Source organism: Nocardioides ferulae (assembly GCF_003660455.1).
GTDB lineage: Bacteria > Actinomycetota > Actinomycetes > Propionibacteriales > Nocardioidaceae > Nocardioides > Nocardioides ferulae.
Genome location: NZ_QZVR01000007.1, coordinates 121033 through 137925, shown reverse-complemented (window position 1 = coordinate 137925; position 16893 = coordinate 121033). Strand labels below are relative to the sequence as shown.

12 protein-coding genes and 1 other RNA gene are annotated in these 16893 nt (G+C 67.2%); 9 read left to right on the top strand and 4 right to left on the bottom strand.

Annotation, left to right across the window (positions count from 1 at the left end):
- Nucleotides 1-36: 36 nt before the first annotated feature.
- Both smpB and D6B71_RS10720 read left to right on the top strand, forming a co-directional pair.
- A complete protein-coding gene (smpB, locus tag D6B71_RS10725) occupies nt 37-516 on the top strand; it encodes an SsrA-binding protein SmpB (RefSeq protein WP_121254834.1) in 480 nt (159 codons plus the stop codon).
- A complete protein-coding gene (locus D6B71_RS10720; protein WP_240641308.1) occupies nt 509-1459 on the top strand; it encodes an amidohydrolase family protein in 951 nt (316 codons plus the stop codon). Before smpB ends, D6B71_RS10720 begins: the two co-directional genes overlap by 8 nt.
- A 3-nt stretch (nt 1460-1462) precedes the next feature.
- Here D6B71_RS10720 and D6B71_RS10715 read toward each other — a convergent pair whose 3' ends face one another.
- Together D6B71_RS10715 and D6B71_RS10710 are read right to left on the bottom strand one after the other, a co-directional pair.
- Entirely contained in the window at nt 1463-1780 is a 318-nt protein-coding gene (locus tag D6B71_RS10715; protein ID WP_121254832.1) for a hypothetical protein, read from the bottom strand.
- A gap of 141 nt (nt 1781-1921) precedes the next feature.
- Nucleotides 1922-3193: an HNH endonuclease signature motif containing protein gene (locus tag D6B71_RS10710; RefSeq protein WP_121254830.1), complete on the bottom strand. Its 1272-nt coding sequence runs from the start codon at nt 3191-3193 to the stop codon at nt 1922-1924.
- A gap of 207 nt (nt 3194-3400) precedes the next feature.
- Between D6B71_RS10710 and D6B71_RS10705 the strand changes: the two genes are divergently transcribed.
- Nucleotides 3401-3907, top strand: coding sequence for a hypothetical protein (locus tag D6B71_RS10705; protein ID WP_121254828.1), 507 nt, complete (start codon nt 3401-3403; stop codon nt 3905-3907).
- Nucleotides 3908-3996: 89 nt separating this feature from the next.
- Nucleotides 3997-4366, top strand: a transfer-messenger RNA (tmRNA) gene (gene ssrA / locus D6B71_RS10700).
- Nucleotides 4367-4506: 140 nt separating this feature from the next.
- Here ssrA and D6B71_RS10695 read toward each other — a convergent pair.
- Together D6B71_RS10695 and D6B71_RS10690 are read right to left on the bottom strand one after the other, a co-directional pair.
- On the bottom strand, nt 4507-6474 hold the full coding sequence (locus D6B71_RS10695) for a transposase (protein ID WP_121254826.1): 1968 nt from the start codon (nt 6472-6474) through the stop codon (nt 4507-4509).
- 132 nt (nt 6475-6606) lie between these two features.
- Nucleotides 6607-8664, bottom strand: coding sequence for a hypothetical protein (locus tag D6B71_RS10690; protein WP_126688235.1), 2058 nt, complete (start codon nt 8662-8664; stop codon nt 6607-6609).
- Between the two features lie 202 nt (nt 8665-8866).
- On the opposite strand from D6B71_RS10690, the gene D6B71_RS10685 reads away from it, so the two are divergent.
- The 5 genes from D6B71_RS10685 (at nt 8867) to D6B71_RS10665 (ending at nt 16655) form a co-directional block, all read left to right on the top strand.
- Nucleotides 8867-9271 (top strand): hypothetical protein, encoded by a 405-nt coding sequence (locus D6B71_RS10685; protein ID WP_121254822.1) that lies wholly within the window; start codon nt 8867-8869, stop codon nt 9269-9271.
- Nucleotides 9272-9644: 373 nt separating this feature from the next.
- Nucleotides 9645-11390, top strand: a complete 1746-nt coding sequence (locus D6B71_RS10680) for a type I restriction-modification system subunit M (protein WP_121254820.1) — start codon at nt 9645-9647, stop codon at nt 11388-11390.
- Nucleotides 11387-12568, top strand: coding sequence for a restriction endonuclease subunit S (locus D6B71_RS10675; RefSeq protein ID WP_121254818.1), 1182 nt, complete (start codon nt 11387-11389; stop codon nt 12566-12568). The genes D6B71_RS10680 and D6B71_RS10675 overlap by 4 nt, the downstream gene beginning before the upstream one ends.
- Nucleotides 12568-13527: a DUF4268 domain-containing protein gene (locus D6B71_RS10670; protein ID WP_121254816.1), complete on the top strand. Its 960-nt coding sequence runs from the start codon at nt 12568-12570 to the stop codon at nt 13525-13527. Before D6B71_RS10675 ends, D6B71_RS10670 begins: the two co-directional genes overlap by 1 nt.
- Nucleotides 13527-16655, top strand: coding sequence for a type I restriction endonuclease subunit R (locus tag D6B71_RS10665; RefSeq protein WP_121254814.1), 3129 nt, complete (start codon nt 13527-13529; stop codon nt 16653-16655). The genes D6B71_RS10670 and D6B71_RS10665 overlap by 1 nt, the downstream gene beginning before the upstream one ends.
- Nucleotides 16656-16893 lie beyond the last annotated feature (238 nt).

Sequence of the window (16893 nt, the reverse complement as noted above, 5' to 3'; positions counted from 1 at the left end):
CACAACCCGGTTGCCACCGGTTGAGAGGATGGGCCCATGGCCAGGGAGCAGGGGCAGAAGATGATCGCGCAGAACAAGAAGGCGCGTCACGACTACGCCATCGAGGACACCTACGAGGCGGGTCTCGTGCTCCAAGGCACCGAGGTGAAGTCGCTGCGGATGGGCCGGGCCTCGCTGGTCGACGGATTCGTCGACATCGACAACCACGAGGCGTGGCTGCACGGCGTGCACATCCCGGAGTACTCCCAGGGCACCTGGACCAACCACGCCGCCCGCCGCAAGCGCAAGCTGCTGCTGAACCGTCAGGAGATCGACAAGATCGAGCGCCGGGTGTCCGAGAAGGGGCTGACGGTGATCCCGCTGGCGCTCTACTTCAAGGACGGCCGGGCGAAGATCGAGATCGGGTTGGCCAAGGGCAAGAAGACCTGGGACAAGCGGCAGACGCTGGCCGCCCGGCAGGCGGACCGTGAGAAGGAGCAGGCCCTGGGTCGCCGGCTCAAGGGCATGAGTGACTGAGCCGGGCCGCCCGGTGGTCGAGCCGCAGTCGGTGGTTGAGGGGCCGTCGGCGGTCGAGCTCGCCGAGACCGACGTCGCCCCGGTCCGGGCCTTCTGGGAGGGTCTCGGGCTCCCGGGCCTGTTCGACGTGCACGTGCACTTCCTGCCGCCGAACATCCAGCGCGCGGTGTGGGCGGTCTTCGACTCTGCCGGGCCGAAGATCGGCCGTGAGTGGCCGATCCGCTACCGGCAGGCGCACGAGGAGCGAGTGTCGCTGCTGCGAGACATGGGGGTGCGCCGCTTCCCGACGTTGCCGTATGCACACAAGCCGGGGGTCGCTGCGTACCTCAACGACTGGTCTCGTGACTTCGCCGCCGGAGTGCCGGAGGTGTTGTGGTCGGGCACGTTCTTCCCCGAGCCGGGGGCCGGCGGCTATGTCGCGGACCTGGTCGGCGGGGGCGTGGAGGTGTTCAAGGTGCACCTGCAGGTGGGGGAGTTCGCGGCCGACGACCCGTTGCTCGACCCGGTCTGGGGCGTGCTCGAGGACGCCGGCACGCCGGTGGTGCTGCACGCCGGCTCGGGGCCGGTGCCGGGCACGCACACCGGACCGGAGTCGGTACGCCGGCTGCTCGCGCGCTTCCCGCGGCTCACGCTGCTGATCGCGCACATGGGCGCCCCGGAGTTCGAGCCGTTCCTGGAACTGGCCGAGGCGCACGAGCGGGTGCACCTGGACACCACGATGGTCTTCACGGACTTCTTCGACACCGACGCGCCCTATCCGGCGGAGCTGTTGCCGCGGCTGGCCGACTTGGGGGAGAAGGTGCTGCTCGGCAGCGACTTCCCGACGATCCCGTACCCCTACGCCCACCAGCTGGAGGGCCTGGCCCGCCTGGATCTGGGCGACGACTGGCTGCGGGCGGTCTGCTGGCACAACGGGATGCGGCTCTTCGGCGACCCGCGGTGACGGTCAGGCCGTGCCCGGCGGGGTGGGGGGAGCGTCGGGGCTGCTGCGGCGCCCGGTCACGAACCCGACGACGAGGGCGGCGAGGCCGGTGACGACCAGGATGAGGCCGGCGATCCGAAACGGCTTGGGCGAGGTCTCGTAGTCACGGATCTCCGCGTAGCTCTCCTCGGACATCGGGCAGTCGCTGATCACCCAGCCGGAAGAGGGGGCTCCTTCGGGGACGCACTCGCCGTCCGGAGGTCCTGGCTGGAGCAGGAACACGACGACGCCGAGCAGCATCAGCAGGAGCCCGAGCGCGAGCCAGATGCGGGTCTTTGCCATGGGACATGCAAACACGCTGGTCGGGGGCTGTCGAAGGCCACAGCCGGCTGGTGGCCGCGAGATGGCGCGCCAGTAGCCGGCAGGGGCGAGTCGCCATGCCGTGACGGTCTCCGCTCGCGGGTCCGGTCGTGCCGGCGAGGCCTATTGGCGGAGTCGGGTGAAGGTGACGGTGCCGTCGGGTGCCCAGCTCTGTTGGTAGCGATCATCGTGGGCGCGGTGGTGGTGCCAGGGGCAGAGGAGTGCGCCGTCGGCGAGGTCGGTGGTGCCGCCTTTGACCCAGGGCTTCTTGTGGTGGGCTTCGCACCATTCGGCGGGCACGGTGCAGCCGCGTGCTTGGCATTCGTGGTGGACCAGGCCCATCGCGATGCGTTGTGCCCCGTCGAAGAACCGTTTGCCGCGGCCCAGGTTGAGCACCTCGCTCTCGCCGTCGAGGACAGCGGGGAGGATCGAGTGCTCACAGGCCAGGCGGCGGACCTCGCTGATGGAGATCTGGTCGCCGGTGGAGAGGCCCGCGGCGCCGAGGTCGTCGCGGAGCTGTTGCTGGTCGATCTGGGCGACGACCTTGACCGGGGTCCTGCCCTGGGTGGGGAGCCGATCGACCGGGATGTGCTCGACGAGGGCGCAGAACGCGAGGCCGAGGAGCTGGTCGTGGGGGATGCGTTCGCCGGTGTCGGGGTCGGTCCTTGGTAGCCCATCGGCAACTTCCTGGTGGTGGTCGAGTCTGGGGCTGGTGTAGGCGTGGAGGGCGGTCTTGAAGATCGCGGCGACGGCGTCGGGGATGTCGGCGACGATCCGGGTGCGGCCATCACCCAACGGCTTGAACACCAAGCGCGTTCTGGCGCGGGCTGCGCGTTCTTCGTCTTCGAGCCGCTTGCGTTCTTCTTCTTCGGCGATGTCGGGGGCGACGACCTCGAGGATCCGGCGGCCCAGCACCCGGAGGTCGCGGGGGTTGTGGATGCCCGCGAGGCGGACGAGCTCAGTCTCGGCGGCGGCGATGACCTCGGCGCCGACGCGGCGAGGGAGGTCGTCGAGCGATCGGGCGATGACGGTGACCTGGTTGCGGTTCACCGCGCCGGTGGCCCACGCGGACGCAAGGACGGCGTATTTGCGGTCGAGGGTCTTGGCGAGCTTCTCTTCGGCGGCGCAGCAGGCGGGTTCGTCGCGGGTCTCGACCGCGAGCCAGGAGGCCACCGAGCGGGCGCCGCGGTCGTCGGCGAGGTCGCCGGAGGCAGCGATCACCCTGGCCTTGAGCGCGCCGAGCCGTTCATGAGCCTGGGCCAGCTCGATCAACACGTCGGCTTTGGTGTCGATGGGCAGCCAGGTGGGGTCGAGGTCGACGACGTCGGCGAGCGCCGCGGTGATCGCGGTGGCGCATGCCTGGAGCGGATGCTCCCGGGTGTTGGTCGTCGTCATGGCACTACGTTAGAGGCGACCGCCGACAGTCGTGTTCGTGCAGGTGTTCGATCTGTGGATGAGGTCGTGTGGCTGTCGGTTGTGGACAACGGGGCACGATGCGGGGGTCTCGGCCGGCTCGACCACCGGGCGGCTCACCACCGGGGGCGGCGGAGCCGGCCGATCCGTCCCTCGTTTGTGCCTGCGTCAGGTGGGCAGTCTCGGGTCGTGGAGGTCGTCGCCTTGGCCCTGGTGCTGCCGCTCATCGTCGGAGTGCTCTTCGTCGGTCTGCTCGTGCTCGTGCTGACCCGCTCGCGTGCGGCGGCACCGCAGCCGCTCGTGGCGCCCGGCCCGCACGGGCTCGCGGCGGCCCCGAGCAGCTGGAGCGCGCAGGTGCTGGGCCCGAGCGGGCTCGGACCCATCGGCGGCGCGCTCGGCTCGACGTACGGCACCTTCAGTCTGCGGGAGGGGCGTCTCGCCTTCACCCCGGACGGCGACTCCGCGCCCGCCTGGGATGTGCCGTGCTCGCAGCTGTGGGTGCGCCGGCAGGGGGTGGGGCCGTTCACGTTCGCGGCGGTGCAGCTGCACGGCCCGATGGGTGAGGTGTCGTGCAACGTGAGCCGCGAGCACATCAACCGGTTCGCGACGAACACGCTCAAGGACTTCCGTCAGGCCGGGTACGCCGGGCAGTTCGTCGCCGCCGTGCAGGCCCACGGCGCGCGCGTGGCGGCGTGAGGACCGGGGCCGGAATAGCCGGTGCGCAGGGGTGGTTGGACCCCGTAGACTGCAGATGCGGCTCGCGCCGCGCAGGACACAACTCAAGAGGGGCTGATCGGTTTCGACTTGGGACGTTAGTTCCAGGGGAAGCGGGTCGAGAAGCCAGCGTCATCTCGTTAACGATCGCTGGAAACCAATAACTGCCAACGCTAAGCGCAGTTCCTTCGCTCTCGCCGCCTGAGCGGTGATCGAAGCGTCAGACCGGGCATCCGTCTCCGTCCCGGACCCTGGCGTCATCTAGGAGACTTGCTGATCGACTGCCGTCGGGGTGGTTGATCGGGACTCAAACCCGACTGAGTCTGTCGGCGACGTGTTCGTGCGAGCGCCGGGACTGAGAAGACGACATCACGGACTGCACCCGGAGAAGACCTGGTTCGACGCTCGAGGACGCGGGTTCGATTCCCGCCAGCTCCACCACGAGGGCTTCCCCGAAATGGACCCGAACAGTTTCCCGAAATGGGAGACGGTTCGGGAGGCCCTCACAGCCCCCTCTAGCAACAGTAGGGCCCCCACCACGCTCGTGGTGGGGGCCCTGCTGCTTTTTCAAGCGGGTGTTCTCATGCGGCGGTTCGCTCGAGGTGCTCGAAGACGTCGTCGCCGCGGAGAACGAGGCTCTCGATGAGCTCTCCCTCGACGGGGTGGTTCATCAGCGGACTGGCGAACTGCTCGCCTGACTCGCGGCCGTGCTTCTCAAGGATGCGGATGTTGTAGCAGGCGGCTGCTGCAGCAACGGCAAGCGTCACGAGCGGCAGGCCGACGACCTGGACGAACCCTCGCCGGACGTCCTCGGTGCCACGGTTCTTGATGTTGCCGAAGACGGCCTCGACCGCCGAGCGCAGGGCGTAGACGAGTCCCCATTCTTTGCTGCCCCAGTACTCCTCCTGCAGGTACTTCATGGGCGTGCCGGACTCGATCTGGATTGTCTGCTGGGTGCAGCACCGCGGAAGATCCTGGGCGACCTCGGCCTCAGGGGGATGGGGGACGACGGGTGCTCCCGCCTGTCGGGCCAACCCCACGGTGCCCGGGCGGAGAGGGCAGCCGACGGTGCCAGCGACGGCAGGACACTGCCACCGAGTGACTCCCACCTTGGGGTCGTGTTCACCTGCTGCCGTCTTGCCCGGAGAAGCCAGGGGGCCCTTGACCATGCGCAACGCGAACTTCTCTCGTTCCGCGATCTGCCGCCAGAACTCTGCCTGCTTCTTGGGTTCGTCAGACGGGATGAGCGTCTCCAGGTGGGTGCCCATCCCGGGGCAGTGGGGGCGGCCGTCGATCACCTTGGACCCGTACTGGTCCATGACTCCGGGCTTGTCGGCACGCAGGTCGAGGACTTGGTGGATCCGCCGTCGCCACAGCTCCATGGCCCATCGGTCGTATCGCTTGTAGCCGTAGTGCCGGTCGCCGATGAGCCGGACGAAGGGTGCGCGTTCCCGGATCTGGTCGATGAGGCGCAAAGATACGTCGACGACGTCGGCGTTGGCCGGGGTGAGCTCGAGCGCCTGGATCAGGATGGGAAGTGCCTGTTCGCTTCCTGGCTCCTTGGTGTTGACGATGACGTGGGCCTTGTACCCGTAGATGCCGACCTGGGCACCGTTCTTGGCGGTCTTCCCGCCCCATGCGGCGTCGGGACAGAGCCACGGTGCAGGATCCTGGGGTTCCTTGTCCTGCCCCTCGGCCTTCGCCTTGGCCTCGGTTGTCTCCGTTCCGGAGGGTTCCGGGTCCTCCGCGTTGGCTGGGGTCGCTTCCTCCGGTGGCGCCGGTGCTTCCGCGGCGGGGATGGAAGCGTCGTGCGGGGGCGCGTCAGCGGTGTCTTCGTCGGCTAGGGGCCGGTCCTGGCCACCTTCCAGGTGTCGAGAGCTGCGAGGAGCCTTGGACCATGCCCAGATGCTGGTGTCGTCGATGGCGTAGGTGCCGTGCTCGATGTCGATGAGGTGCGTCCCCTTGAGCAAGCGGGTGACGATGTCGGTGACCACTGCGCGACGTTCGGTCCGCCGGGCGTGGATGAGCGCCTCCTGCTCCTCTTCTGGGAGGCGTCGTTCTGCCGCGGTGAGGCAGTCGGTCGAGTACGACAGGTTCTTCCCGAGGCCTTCGGTCATCGTGTAGAGCTGCTTGCGGGTGAGCTCGCGGACCTTCTTCTTGTCCTTGTAGACGACGATCCCGAACTCGACTCGGGTGGGGAGAGGGAGCGACTGGGCGACCACGTACATCTGCTCGATGGTGGCCTGTCCGGTGGTGAAGACGGCGGTGAGCTGCAGGGCGTAGTAGAGCGCGCCGTCCAGTCCTGCCTTCTTGCGGCCACGGTTGGAGCTGCGGCAGTGGCGGTCCAGGAGCTCTCCGACCCCGGTCGACTTCACGAGCCAGTGGTGGCGTCGGAAGGCGGCGTCGAGCTGAGCCAAGAGGTTCGGGTGGAGACGAACGATGGCGGAGATCTTGGGCTCCTTTGTGTCGCGCGTCGCGAGGAGAGACGCAAAGTCCGGGTCGGTTCCCTCTGCGGTGTTCGAGTTGTTCGTGGGCGTGGAGCTGGTCATGGGGGTGGGTCCTGTCGTCGTGGGTTGGAATGACGACCGGGACCGTGAGGACCGGTGAGATCGGGGCAATAGCGACACCGGCTGGGCCGCCGGCGAGACGGGTGAGGTCCGTCACGCCAGCGGCGCGCGGGGTCAGCGCATGCCTCGCACGTCCCCTTCGGCAGGCAGGTGCTCCATGAGCTCGACGAGACTGCGAGCCGTGGTCAGGCCGGCTGCCTGCAGCAGCACATGCAGGGGAGTGGTGCGCTGCAGGTGGGTGGCCAGCCACGTGGAGCGCAGCCGTGCCTGAGCTAGGTCCGGGACCTCCTTGCTCAGGACGGCTCGGGAGAAGACGGCGGCGGCGACGTTGGCGCGCTCGGCATCGCGACCGAGCAGCAGCCGCCCACGCTTGGCGCCTTGGATGCCGATGCGCACCAGGTCCTCGTACTCGCGCAGGACCCAGACCGTGCGGTGGTGCCGGTTCTCGGTGTTGTCCTTGGTCCTGCGGAGGTTGGTCACGTGTACCTCGATGCCCGTCTCGGGGCCGTGGTCGATCACGTCGTCGCCCCTGAGTCGCTTGAGGTCGCTGGAGTCGATGCCAGCGCCGGCTCCGAGTCCGACGAGCAGACACATCTGACGCACCAAGAGGTCGCTGGGCTGGACCCGGGCCACCCGTCGGATCACCGCCATCTCCGCCAAGGAGTACGGCGGGGCGACAGTGCGGTGAGCCAGCGGAGGCCCCTTGACCGGCGCCTCGTCGGGGTGGATCTGGTCGGCCATGGCCATCAGCCGCGATCGACGGGTCTGACGGGTGGCCCGGCCGACGCCCACCAGCACCTCGTTCTCGTAACGGGCCACGTGCGCCCGGGTGAGTGTCGAGGGGAGCAGGGGCAGTTCGACGGTGTAGGCCCAGTGGAAGAAGTACGCCAGGTGGGTCACGTGCTTGCGCATACTGTCGTCGCCGCGAACCTGGGAGGCCGCCAGGGTGGCTTCGACGGCTTCCTTTAGGTGAGCCCACTGCTGCCTGACTGGCTCGAGCGGAACGTACTCGGTGCGGATGAACGTCTTCATCGACTGCGGCAGGGACGCTGCTCTGGTCTCACGTTCGGCGTTGGCGGCGGCGAGTGCGAGCCGCATCTGGCGCGCAGACGTCTTGCGACGACGGAGCTGGGGCGTCGGTGTACTGGCACCGGTGCCGGGGTGGTCACTGTGCGGTGCGGGCTGTGGGACGGCGGACACGATGGGCGAACCTCCGGGTGTCGGGTGGACGGGTCCCTCGACGCCGGCGACCGGGTCGAGGTGCCCGCCACCGTGCCTGCGTCCCGCCCCGGTGCAGTCGTCGACGACTGCGGCGGCGCCGCCAGGTCCGGGGATGGATTCCGGCCCCTCCTCGCGCAAGATCGCGCGGTAGCTGGCCTCATCGATCGGTGGCAACAGCGGCGCAACCTCAGTGGCGGTGCGACGCGTCGCACCGAGGCTGCGGAGGGTTCCGTCCAGGGACTGCCGCATCGGGTGGCTCAAGGCGTGCACGTGGTGGGTTCGCCGCACCTGGGCCTTCGTCAGGTTGACGCCCAACTTGGTGGCGACCCCGTGCGCGTGCGCCCACTCGCCGGCGCTGACGTCGTCGGGGCGAGCGAGGGATGCCGCGAGGACAACGTCCTCCCGGGCGGCCACTCCCAGGACGGCCCACGTCTCGTCGTCGTACACGGCTGCGGCGGAGCTGGCCGGTGCGGGCTCGTTCGGGGTGGGCGCCTGGCGGTCATCGGTCTCCGAGTCCTCGACGTTGCTCGTTGGCTCGGTAACCGGAGGCGCGTCGGTCACGGTGATCCGGGCCTTGAGGACGCGGCGTACCCGTCCACGGATGTTGCCCAAGGCGCCGTCCCCCAACCCGGTGGGGTTGGCGCGGATGAACCGCTGCAGGGAGTCCTCGGACAGTGCCGCGTCCAGGTCGTTGACCAGCGGCATGGCCCACGCGAGGAGCTCCAGGACGGCGCTGGCGATACGGCGTGCCTCGGTGACGCCTGCGGCGGGTGCGGCTGAGATCAAAGGCTCGAGGTCGTCGCGGCACGCAGTCCAGACGGCCGCGGCGCGCTCGCTGCGCGGGTTGTAGCCGTCGGCCCAGCTGCTGAGGTCACCCGCTGCGCGGTCGTGCCAGGCCTTCGTGGTCTGGGTAGTAGGGACGTTCTTCTCGGTGTCGTTGTGGTTGCTCATGCCGCGGACCGTCCCGAGCCGCAGCGAGAACGCCAACCGCTACACCCAAGATCTTCGACGACAGTTGAGGGCGGCTCCGGATTCCGGTTGTGAGCCCCGAAGTCGCCACGACTGGTAGACCCGGGTCACAAGCGACTTCGACCCCCGCAGACGTCGGGGCAACGGGCTCAGACGCTGCGGTGAGCCAGCTGGAGCCACATTGATGAAGAACCAGCCGTCACCGCTCGCCTCCACGAGCGTGACCAACACCGGCCGCGGCGGCGCCGGCGTCCGGACGTTCGCCGCCGAGGTGGTGCTCATCCGCAACTGGGTGGAGCTCATCCGCCAGTGCGCGAGCGTCACCGCCCACGGCCCGCTCGGAGGGCAACTGCCGAACTGCGAGGAGCTCCTCGGACTCCTCGATGTCGTCGAGGACGCCATCCGCTGCGACATTCGTGACGGAGCCGCCCTCCTCGACCGCCTGGCCGACTGGGAGACGAGCCTGCTGCACGTCGCCCCGCAGGTGCCGCCGTCGGACTGCCTGATCTGTCAGCGGGCCAAGGCCATCCCGGAGGCGATGCCCGCCGAGTACGCCTGGGCACTCCGGGTGATCGACGAGGCATCCTGAGATAGCGAAGAGGGGTCGGAGAACCAGCTGGTTCTCCGACCCCTCGTTGTCCGCGTCCTTCCCCTCGTGGCAGTGACTGCGCGTTCGTAGCCGTGCCGAACGATGAAGCGCACTGGCCGGGCGCGTTCCTCCCGAGGCAACACCCGACTCAGCAGGCAACTTGAGAACTCAACAGAGCAACGGCGTGCTCGGCGCAAGAGCAAGCTGGCAGGCGAATGGAAGGAGGTGACACGTCGTAGTCTGCCGGCTCTGTCTCGGCTTCCGCTGTTGGCGAAGAGGGGATGGACCAAGATGGACCCATGCCGAAGCGGGGAGACATCAGCATGCGACCAGTTCAGCGCCGAGCGCTCATGGGACGCAGCGAGGCGGGTCGATGAGCACGCTTGGCAGCTTCATCTGGTCGATCGCCGACCAGCTCCGGGGCCCCTACCGGCCCAACCAGTACGGCACCGTGATCCTGCCGTTCACGATCCTGCGCCGCCTCGACTGCATCCTCGAACCCGACCGCGACACCGTCCGGGAACTTGCCGCGAAGTACGACAACCCCAACCGACTCAAGGTCGAGGTCACCAAGGCCACCGGCCGGCCCTTCTACAACACCTCGAACTACGGGTTCGCGAACCTACTGGCCGACGCCGACGGGCTCGCGGACAACCTCACCGACTACGTCGACCGGTTCTCCGCAGACGTCGATGTGTTCGAGTACTTCGACTTCAAGAAGGAGATCCTCGCCCTGGAGAAAGCCGGCCTTCTCCGCGAGATCGTGAAGTCCTTCGGGGCTGTGGACCTGCACCCGGCCAAGGTGTCCAACTCCGACATGGGGGACGCCTTCGAGTACATCATCCGGAAGTTCAACGAGGCCGCGAACGAGACCTCCGGTGACCACTACACGCCGCGCGACGCGATCAAGCTGCTGGTGGACCTGCTCTTCGCGGAAAAGGACGCCGACCTGACCGAGGCCGGGATCGTCCGCACCCTCTACGACCCCACCGCTGGCACCGGCGGGATGCTGTCGCTGGCCGAGGAGCACCTGCTCGCCCAGAACCCCGACGCCCGGCTCACGCTGTATGGACAGGAGTACAACCCGCAGTCCTACGCGATCTGCAAGTCCGACCTGCTCGCCAAGGGCCACGACGCCACCAACATCGCCTTCGGCAACACCCTCACCGACGACGCGTTCACCGGCCGCCGCTTCGACTTCTCCATGTCGAACCCGCCGTACGGCGTGGACTGGAAGCAGTACGCCAAGGCCATCACCAAAGAACGCGACGAGGCCGGACCCTACGGCCGCTTCGCCCCCGGTCTACCGGCCACCTCCGACGGGCAGATGCTGTTCCTGCTCCACCTCGCCCACAAGATGCGCGCACCCGAGGACGGCGGCGGCCGGGTCGGCATCGTCATGAACGGCTCGCCTCTGTTCAACGGCGGCGCCGGCTCTGGCCCCTCCAACATCCGCCAGTGGCTGCTGGAGAACGACCTCGTCGAGGCCATCGTCGCGCTGCCGACCAACATGTTCTTCAACACCGGCATCGCTACCTACATCTGGATCCTCGACAACAACAAGCACCCCGACCGCAAGGGTCTTGTGCAACTCATCGACGGCACCTCGTTCTGGACCAAGATGCGCAAGAACCTCGGCTCCAAGGGACGCGAGATCAGCGACCAAGACCGCGCCCAGGTGGTCCGGCTGTACGCCGACTTCACCGAGGCCGACCCCGACTACTCGAAGGTCCTGCGCAACGACGAGTTCGGCTACTGGACCATCACCGTCGAGCGACCCCTCCTCGACGAACAGGGCAACCCGGTCGTCGATCGCAAGGGCAAGCCGAAGCCGGACAGCAAGAAGCGCGACACCGAGAACGTGCCGTTCACCTATGGCGGCTCCACCGCCGGTGCCTCCGGCATGAGGGAAGTCGTCCAGGCCTACTTCGACGCCGAGGTGAAGCCGCACGTCCCCGACGCCTGGATCGACTGGGGGAAGACCAAGACCGGTTACGAGATCCCCTTCGCCCGGCACTTCTACAAGTACGTCCCGCCCCGTCCCCTCGCCGAGATCGACGCCGACCTTGAGAAGCAGGTCGCCAAGATTCTCGAACTCCTCCGCGAGGTCGAGGGATGACGTGGCGTGAGCAACGGGTGCAGGAGATGGCCGACTTGATCAACGGTCACCCATTCGACTCGGCTGACTTCACCCACGACGGTGAGCTTCCGCTAGTCCGAATCCGAGACATTCTCGGCTCCTCGTTCGAGACTTTCGTGTCTCGCGACGTTGTTCCAGAATCGGCCCTCGTTAGGGACGGGGACGTGGTGATCGGCATGGACGGCGACTTCAACGTCGTCTACTGGACACGTGGCGAGGCAGCGCTGAATCAGCGCCTCTGCCTTCTCCGAGCGAACGGCCGAGCAGACATGCGATTTGTCGCATACGCGCTCCCAACGCATCTCAAGGTCATCAACGACCTCACGTATGCAACGACGGTCAAGCATCTGTCCTCCGGCCAGGTGCGTGCTGTCCGCATGTTGGCGCCTGCTCCGGCGGAGCAGCGGGCCATCGCCGACTACCTCGACCGCGAGACCGCCCGCATCGACATCCTCATCGAGGAGCAGCAGCGTCTGGTCGAGATGCTCCGCGAGCGGCGAGTCGCAACCATCACGGATGCGCTGGATGGATACGACACCGTTCCCCTCCGGCGGCTGGTTGATCGCCAGCGTCCGATGACGTACGGGATCCTGCAGGCAGGCGAGCCGGTCGAGGGCGGGGTTCCCTACATCGGACCGTCAGACATCACGGGTGAAGGGACTTCGCCGGAGAGGGACGCTCTACGAACCACATCAGCCGAGATTGCGCGCGTGTATCACCGCTCGGTCTTGGGCGGCGGGGACATCGTTGTATCGATCGGCCCTGCGTATGGGAAGGTGGCGGTTCTTTCCGATGACCTGGCGGGGGCGAACCTGACGCAAGACACGGTCCGCGTCGCGCTGCTGCCAGAGCTGGCACACACGAGGTTCGTCGTGTGGGCGCTGCTGTCTCGTCAGACCGCCGACTACTGGGACTACCAGATCATGGGAGCGACGTTCCGTCGTCTGAACCTCGGCACTCTCGCCCGCACGCCCATTCCGCTCCCGCCGCTCGATGAGCAGCGTCGCATCGCGAGGTACCTCGACGAGCAGACCACCAAGATCGACTCCCTCATCGCGGCGACTGAGCGGTTCATCGATCTCTCGAAGGAACGCCGTGCTGCGCTCATTACGGCAGCGGTCACGGGGCAGATCGACGTACAGAGCGAGGTGGCCTGATGGCTGATCTGAGCAGGCTGCGGGTTGTCCCGGTCCGTGAGGTGTGGAAGCACGAGGCCTACGACTTCACGCAGTGGATGCTGGAAAACGCCGACGTGCTCGCTGACGTGCTGGGAATGGAGCTGGAACTCACCGCGGCCGAGCACCCGGTCGGCGGATTCTCGTTGGATCTGATCGGCAGAGAGGTGGGCACCGGCAACGTTGTGATCGTCGAGAACCAGCTTGAGCAGACCGACCATGGCCACCTGGGCCAGATCATGACCTATGCCGGCGGCACCGACCCGCAGACCATCGTGTGGTGCGCCCCGTCCTTCCGCGACGAACACCGGGCTGCCCTCGACTGGCTCAACGAACGCACGGACGAGAACACCCGCTTCTTCGGGGTGGAGATCACGGCCGTCCGGATTGACGACAGCCGGCCGGCGCCCCTGTTCAGCGTGGTGGCGCAGCCGAACGAGTGGACGAAGCAGGTGCACGCGGAAACCTCCGCGACACCGAGCACCGAACGAGAACTGGTCTATTTGGAGTTCTGGACTGAGTTGCTGCGCCGGATTCGCGAGCGCCACCCGGAGTGGACACGGTCGACCAAGGGCGCGAAGGGCAGCTGGATCACCCTCCCGTTCGGCTCGTCCGTGGGCTGGTACGGGCTGGTGTTCACCAGGAACGGTCCCCGGGTCGAGCTCTACTTCGGGTCCTCCGATGCTGAGGAGAACCGCTTAGGTTTCGAGCGGATCGCTGCACATCGAGACCAGCTCGACGCCGACTTCGGAGCACCGCTGTCCTACGACCCGTTGCCCGGCAAGAAGGCATGCCGGATCCACGTCGACCGGATCGAAGGCGGCGACGTCATGCAGCTCGACACCCACGACGAACTGATGGACTGGTTTATCGCCACACTGGAGCGCTTCCGGATGGCAACACAGCGCGCACGGATAGCCAGCGAGACCGGGGGCCTGTGATGGCAGACCACAACGAGGTCGTCTTCGAAACCGAAATCTGCGAGCACCTCGCGGCCCACGGGTGGCTGTACTCCGCCAACGATGCCGGCTACGACCGGGAACGGGCGCTGTTTCCCGAGGACCTGTTCGCTTGGCTCGAGGAGACACAGCAGGCGGCGTACGAGAAGGCGCTGAAGGCGGCCGGGTCGCAGGCCAAGTTCCTCGACGTGCTGACCACGGCACTGGACAAGCCGCTCGAACACGGCGGCGGCACGCTGAACATCCTGCGCAACGGGGTGCAGTACATCGGCGGCGGCCGGCTGAAGATGGCGCAGTTCCGTCCCGAGACCACCCTGAACGAGACGACGAACGCCCACTACGCGGCGATGCGGGTGCGGGTCATGCGGCAGGTGCGCTTCTCCACCGCGGACCAGCGAAGCATCGACCTGGTGTTCTTCGTCAACGGCCTCCCGGTGGCGACCGTGGAGCTGAAGACGCACTTCACCCAGTCGTTGGACGAGGCGATCCAGCAGTACCGCAAGGACCGCCACCCGATGACAAACGGGCGGCCCGAGCCGCTGTTGTCGTTCGGGCACCGGGCGCTGGTGCACTTCGCAGTCTCCAACGACCTGGCGGCGATGACTACCAAGCTGGAAGGGGAGAAGACCCACTTCCTGCCGTTCAACACCGGCCACGACGCCGGCGCCGGCAACCCTCCCGGCTCCGATGGCCAGTCGGCGACGGCGTACCTGTGGGAGCGGGTCTGGCAAAAAGACGCCTGGCTCACGATCATCGGCCGGCTGATGATCGTGGAGACCAAGGAGGAGTGGGACGTCGCCACCGGCACCTCGGTGCGCCGCACGAGCATGCTGTTCCCCCGGTTCCACCAGTGGGAGGCGGTCACCAACATCGTGGCCGCCGTCGCCGAGGAGGGTGTCGGGCAGCGCTACCTGATCGAGCACTCGGCCGGGTCGGGAAAGACCAACACCATCGCGTGGACCGCGCACCGGCTGGCCCGGCTGCACGTCGACAACGTGAAGGTCTTCGACTCCGTCATCGTCGTCGTCGACCGCACCGTCCTCGACGGGCAGCTCCAAGATGCGATCCGGCAGATCGACGGCACCGGCAAGATCGTCGCCACGATCAGCCCCGAAGACGTCCGCAAGGCCGGCGCGAAGTCCAAGTCCAGCCTGCTCGCGACCGCGTTGAAGAACGGCGAGCTGATCATCGCGGTGACCGTGCAGACCTTCCCTTACGCGCTCGAGGAGATCCGAGCCGACGCCGGCCTGAAGGGCAAGAAGTTCGCTGTCATCGCCGACGAGGCGCACTCGTCGCAGTCCGGGCAGATCTCCTCCAAGCTCAAGCAGGTCCTCACCGCCGAGGAGCTCAAGGAGATCGAGGACGGCGGCGAGGTCGACGTCGAGACGATGCTGGCCGCAGAGATGGCCGAGCGGGCGGAGTCGCCGAACATCTCCTACCTCGCCTTCACCGCCACCCCGAAGAACAAGACCCTCGAACTGTTCGGCCGCAAGGGCCCGGACGGCAAGCCGTCTGAGTTCCACCTCTACTCGATGAAGCAGGCGATCGAGGAGGGCTACATCCTCGACGTCCTCCAGGGCTACCAGGCCTACGAGACCGCGCTGAAGATCGCCGGCAACGCCGAGAGCGACGGCGAGGTCGAAGAGGGCGCCGCGCGCAAGGGCCTGATGCGGTGGGTGCGACTGCACCCCACGAACATCAGCCAGAAGGTGCAGATCATCGTCGAGCACTTCCACGCCAACGTCGCCCACCTGCTGGAGGGCAAGGCGAAGGCGATGGTGGTGACCGACTCGCGCAAGGCGGCGGTGAAGTACAAGAAGGCCATCGACGCCTACATCGCCAAGCGGGCCGCCGAGGACGCGTCGTACTCCTACCGGACCCTGGTCGCGTTCTCCGGCTCGGTGCGGTTGGACGAGGACGAGGTGTGGGCCGAGGACTGGGGGCCGGCACCGGACAAGGACGATGAGTTCACCGAGGCGAACATGAACCCCGGCGCCGGGGCCGACTTGGCGGCGGCGTTCAAGGGCGAGACCTACAAGGTCATGCTGGTTGCCAATAAGTTCCAGACCGGGTTCGACCAGCCGCTTCTCTCGGCGATGTATGTCGACAAGAGGCTCTCCGGTGTGACCGCGGTGCAGACGCTGTCGCGGCTCAACCGCACCTACCGCACCGCTGCCGGTGAGCTGAAGCGCAAGACGTTCGTCATCGACTTCGTCAACAAGCCTGAGGACATCAAGGCCGCGTTCGAGCCGTACTTCAGGAACGCCACCCTGGAGACCGAGACCGACCCCTACGTCGTGGTGCACCTGGCGACCAAGCTCGCCCAGGCCGGCATCTACACCGAGGGCGACGTCCGCCGGGTCGCCGAGCTGTGGGTCACCCGTAAGGGCAACAACGCGCTCTCCGCGGCGATCAGCCCGGCTCAGCACGGCTTCGCCCGCCGCTACGCGCGGGCGCTGGAGGAGGACGACAAGGTCACCCTCAACGAGCTCGACCTCTTCCGCAAGGACGTCTCCACCTACGTGCGGCTTTACGACTTCATGAGCCAGATCGTCGACTACGGCGACCCCTACCTGGAGATGCTGTCGATCTACCTGCGTCTGCTGGAGCGTGTCATCGGCGAGGCCACCGTCTTCGCGCCGGTGGACCTGTCCGACGTCGTCCTGGTCGGCGTCAAGCACACCAAGAGCACGTGGGTGGACATCTCCCTCACCGGCGACGGGCAACTCAAGGGCATCGGCGCTGCGGGCACCGGCACGCGCAAGGAACCGAAGTACGTCGCCCTGCAAGTGGTCATCGACAAGATGAACGATCTCTTCGGCGCCGAGGCGTTCACCGAGTCCCAGGTCCGGGAGTTCGTCAACGGCCTCGTGCAACGACTGCTGGCGTACCCCGACCTGGTCAAGCAGACCAAGGTGAACTCCAAGAAGCAGTTCCTGGAGTCTCAGGACTTTCAGGCCGCGGTCACCGAAGCGGTCATCGACAACCAAGGCGCCCACAACACCATGGCCGACTACTTCTTCAGCGACGGTCCTGGGGTCAACGGCGTCGTCATCGCGCTGGCAGATGCCTTCTACGAGGCGGCGATCGACGAGCCGTCGACTGCCTGACTAAGCGCGATCGCTGTGACCCCGTCTGCTTCGCTCCCGGTTGTAGGCGCAAGGCCCTCAGGCGACACTGCACGAGATCACGTGCTTCGTCGGCGAATGCCGCCAGACTGTGGATCGATGCTGACGCGCTGAGCCTGGTCATCGGACCACCTACCAGCCGGCACGGGGCGGTGGCAGGACTACGGCACACAGGCATCGGAGAACCCCGACAGCAGGGTTGGGGGAGAGGGGGTTCTTG